A 6,698-nucleotide genomic window follows, 5' to 3' on the forward strand; every position below is an offset into this window, starting at 1 on the left:
GGCAGGTCACGGCGTGACGCGGGCGGTCGCCACCGACCACGGGGGCAGGGTGAGCGGAAGGTGACCGTCCCCATGGACGGTCCCCGGCTCCGGAGCGCCGGGGGCGGACTCGAAGGGAGCTCCCGCTTCGGGGTCGCTACCGGCGAGCAGCGTGGCGGCCGCGGTCATCGGCCCGATCATGCCCTCGATATGCACACGGACCTGGCGGTGCTCGTCCGAGGCGTTCACCACCGTGACGTGCCGCGCCGAGCCGGCCCCGGTGGCGCCGGCTACGAAGTCGGGCCAGGGCCGCTGGTCGTCCTCGTGGTCGTGCACAAGTCGCCCGTCCACCCAGGTCCGGATCCGCGCCCCGTCGACCTCGACCCGCACGGTGAGCGGGACCGCCGTCGTGACTCCGTCGAAGGAGAACGGACCGTCCACGTCGCTGTCGATGCCGTCGTCGGTGCGCGACAGCACCAGCAGACGGTTGCGCCAGCCGCCGACGTGGACGGTGTGGAGCGTCCCTGTGGTCGGGTCGCCGAACTCCACGGCGAAGCCCTCCTCGCCGTCGAGCCGCTGCGCGGTCAGCTCCAGGTGGCGCGTTCCGGCCGGAGCATCGAGCAGCGCGTCGCCCTCAGGTCCGACGACGACCCCGGGCTGGGGTACACCGTCGAGCGTCACGTCCCGGAACTCGGTGGTCGAACCCGGGCTCCGGAACCGCACCTGCCGGAGCGCCGGGGCAGGCTGCGACCGCAGAGCGACGGGATCCACCCGCACGTCGAGCACGGTCTCGCCGCGGTTCTCGGCCAGCATGCGCTGCACGTGGTAGCTGAACGTCGGCCGCACCTCGTCGGAGGTGAAATACAGCAGGTCCGGAGTCCACTGCGTCGAACCGACCCGGGCGAGCAGCGGGGCGTAGGAGGCCAGCCGGACGACGTCCGAGCTGCGCTCGACCGCCACCATGAAGGCGGCCTCGGCGACGGCGGACCGCGCGGTCGACGTCCGCGCCGCCCACTCCCCCAGGTAGACGCCCGGGCCGGACCGGTCGTAGTGCTCGTACCGGTCCAGGTTCTGCAGGAACCACCGCGGCGAGCGGTAGGCGTGCTCATCCACGAGCGGGACCCGCAGGTCGCGCGCCAGCTCCCACCCCGCCTCGAAGTCCTGGCCGAAGGGGTTCGGGCCCGCCGTGCCGACGACGGCCAGGCCGGGGTACTCGGCGCGCACCGCGGCCCACAGCGCGGTGAACCGCTCGACGAAGTCGTCGCTGATGACGTCCTCGTTGCCGATGCCCAGGTAGCGCAGGCCGAACGGCTCCGGGTGCCCGTTGGCGGCGCGCACGGCTCCCCAGCGCGTGGTGACGTCGCCGTTGGCGTACTCGACCAGGTCCAGGACGTCCTGCACGTACTGCGGCATCCGCTCAGCCGGGATCGCCTGAGGGCCGCCCGGGACGTTCTGGCAACACACCCCGGCCGCGACGACGGGCAGCGGCGTGGCGCCGAGCTCCTCGCACAGCAGGAAGTACTCGTGGTACCCGATCGCCATCGACTGGTGGTAGCCCCACACGTTCGTCATCGGCCGGCGTTCCGCCCGGGGACCCGTAGTGGCCTTCCAGTGGTACATGTTGTCCAGGCCGTACCCATGGGCGACGCAACCCCCGGGGAACCGCACGAAGGCGGGCCGCAGGGCGCGCAGCGCCTCGACCAGGTCCCGGCGGAACAGCTCAGGCTCGCCGGTCGCGGGATCGACGGGCCGCAGCTCCACCAGGTCGACGTCGACGACGCCGCCCGCAGCCGCCAGCACCAGGACCGCATGCGCGGCCGAGCCTGGCGGCAGGTCCGCCTCGATCCACGTCCACCCGGGCGCCGGGTCGAGCGGCAGGTCCACCGGGCCGGCACCGAGTCCGGAACCGTCCGCGTGGCGCAGCTCCGCGGTCAGGCGCGCGCCGGCCCCGGCGCGGACGGCGAGCCGTAGCCGGTGCGGCACCGCGCGGACCAGCATGCCCGCCTCGTCGTACCCGCCGTTGACCAGGCGGACGACGTCGCCGGCCGACCCGCCTGGTACCAGGCGCACGTACGTGGCGTTGGCCGACGAGACCGGCTCGGCGCTGCGGACCTGAACAGCACCGCCCCCGGGCTCGACGGTCCACCCGGTCAGCGGCCCCCAACCGGGATGGTCGGCCGGCGTGGCCTCGAAGTCCCCGTTGCGCACCAGGTCCGCGTTCAGACCGCCGTCGAGCGAGTAGTTGATGTCCTCCAGGAACAGCCCCCACAGGTCGGGGCTGACCCGTCGCGACGTCGGTCCCCCGACGTGGACGTCGATGACCTGGTCAGTCATCGCCGCCCAGCTCCAGCGCCACCGTCACGTAGGAGTGGGCGGGCAGGTCGATCTCAAGGCCGCGCGGGTGCGTGCGGACGGCGTCCAGCTTCCGCGGCGCCACCGCTTCGGGGTGCTCGGGCGTGTTGTGGCTGTTCAGCTCTGCCGAAGTCAGGACCTGCGCCGAGAAGCCCACGACGTCGCGGCCCCGCAGGTCGAGCACCACCGTGCGCGCCTGCGCGACGTCGAGGTGGGACAGCGAGACGTGCGCCGTCGTCCCCTTGGTGGACGCCGACGCCGACAGCAGCGGCATCTCGTTCCCCTCGACCGTCCGCGCCGCGTCCGGTGCGACCACGTGCGCGACGAGGGACCTGGCGTCATGGTGCGGCGTGTTCATCGCGAAGACGTGGTAGGTCGGGGTGAGCACCAGCGCACCGCTGTCCGGGTCGGTCAGGATCATCGCCTGCAGGACGTTCACCGTCTGAGCGATGTTGGCCATGACGACGCGGTCGGCGTGCCGGTGGAACGCGTCGAAGTGAATGCTCGCGACCAGGGCGTCGCGCAAGGTGTTCTGCTGGTACAGGAATCCCGGGTTGGTACCGGGCTCGACGTTCCACCACGTGCCCCACTCGTCGACCACGAGGCCCACGCGCTTGTTGGGGTCATAGCGGTCCATGACCTGCCCGTGGCGGGTGAGCAGCTCGTCCATGTGCGACGCGCGGGACAGGGCGAGGTACCACTCGTCCTCCGTGAAGCTGGTCGCGTCGCCCTTGTCGTCCCAGGGGCCGGTCAACGTGTACTGGTGCAGCGAGATCCCCTGGAACGGCCCGACCGGCCCGTCGGCGCCGTCCAGGGGGCCGAAGGACTTCATGAGGACCTCGGTCCAGTTGTAGTCGCGGTCGGAGGCGCCCGCGGCGATGCGGTACACCTCGTTGCCGGCGTGGTTGCGCACGTACGTCGAGTACTGGCGCGCCAGGGACGCGAACTGCTCGACGCGCAGGTTCCCGCCGCAGCCCCACGCCTCGTTGCCGATGCCGAAGAACGGCACCTTCCAGGGCTCGTCCCGCCCGTTCTGACGGCGCAACGCCGCCATCGGCGAGTCGTCCGCACGGGTGAGGTACTCGATCCACTCGCTCATCTCCTGGACGGAGCCCGAGCCCACGTTGCCGCTGATGTAGGGGTCAGCGCCGAGCAGCTCGCACAGCGCCATGAACTCGTGGGTCCCGAAGGAGTTGTCCTCGACGACGTCGCCCCAGTGGGAGTTCACCATCCGCGGGCGCTGCTCGCGCGGGCCGATGCCGTCGCGCCAGTGGTAGTCGTCAGCGAAGCAGCCGCCGGGCCAGCGCAGGTTCGGGATCTGGAGGGCCCGCAGGGCCTCGACGACGTCGGACCGGATGCCGCCCACGTTCGGGATCGGTGAGTCCTCCCCGACCCAGAAACCCCCGTAGATGCAGCGCCCGAGATGCTCGGCGAAGTGACCGTAGATGTGCCGGCTGATGGTTGACCCCGGCAGGTCGAGGTCGATCACGACGCGAGCGGATTCGGTGGGCATAGAAAGGTCCTTCCAACAGGGTTGATGCGTGGACTCGGGTGGACGTGGCCGGCCGCGCGGGCGCGACGTCACGGACAACGGTGTCTCCATGACTCGCCTCAGCGGATGTATCGTTTCCTCACGGCTCCAGCGTCTCGCCAGAACCGAGCCGTTCTCTGAGCCTCGACGGCGGGTTAACGATTCCCCACGTCCGTTCGAGTGTCAAGCAAGAAGGGACAGATGAGCACCCGGAAGAGTTCGACCGCGTCGCGTGCAGTGACGATCGGCGACGTGGCACGCGCGGCACAGGTGTCGACCACGACCGTCTCGAAGGTGATCAACGGGCTCCCCCGGGTCGGACCGCAGACGCGCCAGCGCGTGCTGGACGTGGTCGCCGAGCTCGGGTATCAGGTGAATCCGACCGCGCGCAACCTGCGAGCAGGCCGCACGGACGCCATCGGCCTCCTGGTGCCCGAGCTCGACCGTCCGTACTTCGGGCAGCTCGCCACCCGTCTCGCCAACGCCCTGGAGCCCACGGGCAGGCAGCTCGTCGTCCAGCGCTCGGGGGTGAAGCGGGCCGACGAGCTGGCGGCGGCCTCGTTCGCCCGCCTGCGCATGTACGACGGCGTGATCATCAGCGTCGTCGGGCTCAACCCCTCAGACCTGGAGCAGCTCAACTTTCAGACGCCGGTCGTGCTCGTGGGCGAGCGCCCGCTGCCCCGCACGTTCGACCACGTGATGATGGACAACGTCGAAGGCGCGGCCACGGCCACGGCACACCTGCTCGAACGCGGATCGCGGCGCATCGTCATGCTGGGCGGGAGAGATGGCACCACGGAGCAGGACATGCCGACCCTGCGCACGCTCGGCTACTACAAGGCTCACGCCCGCCTGGGCGTGCCGTTGGACGTGCGGCTCGTCGCAGCGGTACTGCCCATGGACATGGCGACGGGATACGCCGCGGTCCGGAGCCTCGTCGACGCCGGAGTCACGTTCGACGGCATCGTCGCCGTCACCGACGTCGTCGCGATCGGTGCGCTGCGTGCCCTCGCGGACCTTGGCATTCGCGTGCCGGCGGACGTGCAGGTCGTCGGGTTCGACAACATCGACGAGACCGAGTTCATCACGCCGCGGCTCACCACGATCGACCCCGGAAACGAGCAGATCGCCGGCACCGTTCTCCGGTTCCTGGAGAACCGGATGGCCGAGCAGTCGAGCGGGCAGCCCCGGACCTCGGCCGAACCTACTGCTGAGGTGACGATCCCCGCCCGGCTCGTGATCCGGGAGTCGACGCGGTGACGGTTTCGGAATCAACGAGGGAAGAGTCAAATGTTCACCTTGGCAGAGGGCCCTGTGGATAACTTTCCCCGGCGGCGGGAGTTTTCCCCAACATCCACAGGCTTGTCCACAAAGGCGCAGGTAAAGAGGGTTGTCCGGGATGCCGGAGGTAAACTCGGGGTGGACCGCCGATGGCTATCGTCATCCCCATGAGCTCCCTCCATTCACCTGGCCGCGGCCGCGACCGCTGGCAGGACACCGCGAGCGCCGCCGGTCTGCTGGCCGACGACGGCAGCGTCGCCGTCACGATCTTCGCCGAGATGTCGGCGCTGGCCGTCCGCACCGGCGCGATCAACCTCGGCCAGGGCTTCCCCGACGTCGACGGGCCCGAGTACGTCAAGCGGGCCGCGATCCGCGCGATCGAGGAGGGCCGCAACCAGTACGCGCCCGGTGACGGCGTCCCCGAGCTGCGCCGCGCGATCGCGGACCACCAGAAGCGGCACTACGGGCTCGACGTCGACCCCGACGCCGAGGTGCTGGTGACCACCGGCGCCACGGAGGCGCTGACCGCCTCCATCCTCGCGCTGACCCGCCCGGGCGACGAGGTGCTCACGCTGGAGCCGTTCTACGACTCGCACGCCGCCGCGATCGGCATGGCGGGCGCCACGCACGTCACCGCTCCCCTGCTGCCGGGGCCGGACGGCTTCCGGCTCGACGTCGAGGCGCTCCGGGCCGCCGCCTCGCCGCGCCTGCGGATGATCGTCCTGAACTCGCCGCACAACCCGACCGGGACGGTGCTGACGCGGGACGAGCTGGCCGCCGTCGCCGCCGTCGCGCGGGAGCGGGACGCGATAGTCGTGACCGACGAGGTCTACGAGCACCTCACGTTCGGCGCCGAGCACATCCCGATGGCGACGCTGCCGAGCATGGCCGAGCGGACGCTCACGATCTCCTCCTCCGGCAAGACGTTCTCGCTCACCGGCTGGAAGGTCGGCTGGGTGCACGGGCCGGCTGAGCTGGTCACGGCCGTGCGCACGGTCAAGCAGTTCCTCACGTACACCTCGGGTTCCCCGTTCCAGCCCGCCATCGCGCAGGCCCTGGCCGACGACGACACCCCGCGCGCCCTGGCCGCATCCCTCGCCGACCGCCGCGACCTCCTGTGCGCCGGGCTGGAGGCCGCAGGCTTCACCGTCACGCGCCCGGCCGGGACGTACTTCGTGATGGCCGACGGCTCCGGGCTGCTGGGCGCGCTCGGCCTGCGGGACGGCGTCGAGCTGTGCCGGCGCCTGCCCGAGCTGGCCGGCGTGGTGGCGATCCCGGCGGCGGCGTTCTGCCGCCCCGGTTCCCCGACGGCGAAGGCGCTCGCCTCGCACGTGCGGTTCACCTTCGTCAAACAGGAGTCCGTCCTGCGGGAGGCGGCGACCCGCCTGGCCCGGCTGCACCGAACCGCAAGTTAGCCGTCGATGGTGGCGGGCGAGCCGAAAGATAGGCGTCGATCTGGGCGGCGGATTCATACGGTCAGTGCAACGTTCGAGTGATCGGGGGTTGTGATGCCGTCTGGGTATCCCTGGCCGTTGTCCAAGCGGCGGGAAGTGCT

General features: G+C 71.0%; 4 protein-coding genes. 2 read left to right on the forward strand and 2 right to left on the reverse strand.

From position 1 onward, the window contains the following. Positions 1–6 precede the first annotated feature (6 nt). Together ACFT2C_RS04010 and ACFT2C_RS04015 are read right to left on the reverse strand one after the other, a co-directional pair. The gene (locus ACFT2C_RS04010) at positions 7–2,313 is read right to left on the reverse strand and encodes an alpha-L-arabinofuranosidase C-terminal domain-containing protein (RefSeq protein ID WP_377205711.1); all 2,307 of its coding nucleotides are present in this window, start codon (positions 2,311–2,313) and stop codon (positions 7–9) included. Next, on the reverse strand, positions 2,306–3,844 hold the full coding sequence (locus tag ACFT2C_RS04015; RefSeq protein ID WP_377205712.1) for an alpha-N-arabinofuranosidase: 1,539 nt from the start codon (positions 3,842–3,844) through the stop codon (positions 2,306–2,308). The genes ACFT2C_RS04010 and ACFT2C_RS04015 overlap by 8 nt, the downstream gene beginning before the upstream one ends. 219 nt (positions 3,845–4,063) lie before the next feature. Between ACFT2C_RS04015 and ACFT2C_RS04020 the strand changes: the two genes are divergently transcribed. Both ACFT2C_RS04020 and ACFT2C_RS04025 read left to right on the forward strand, forming a co-directional pair. Continuing rightward, the gene (locus ACFT2C_RS04020; RefSeq protein ID WP_377205713.1) at positions 4,064–5,122 is read left to right on the forward strand and encodes a LacI family DNA-binding transcriptional regulator; all 1,059 of its coding nucleotides are present in this window, start codon (positions 4,064–4,066) and stop codon (positions 5,120–5,122) included. A gap of 188 nt (positions 5,123–5,310) precedes the next feature. Continuing rightward, on the forward strand, positions 5,311–6,558 hold the full coding sequence (locus ACFT2C_RS04025; RefSeq protein ID WP_377205714.1) for an aminotransferase class I/II-fold pyridoxal phosphate-dependent enzyme: 1,248 nt from the start codon (positions 5,311–5,313) through the stop codon (positions 6,556–6,558). Positions 6,559–6,698 lie beyond the last annotated feature (140 nt).

This window comes from Promicromonospora sp. NPDC057138 (assembly GCF_042670845.1).
Taxonomy (GTDB): Bacteria; Actinomycetota; Actinomycetes; order Actinomycetales; family Cellulomonadaceae; genus Promicromonospora.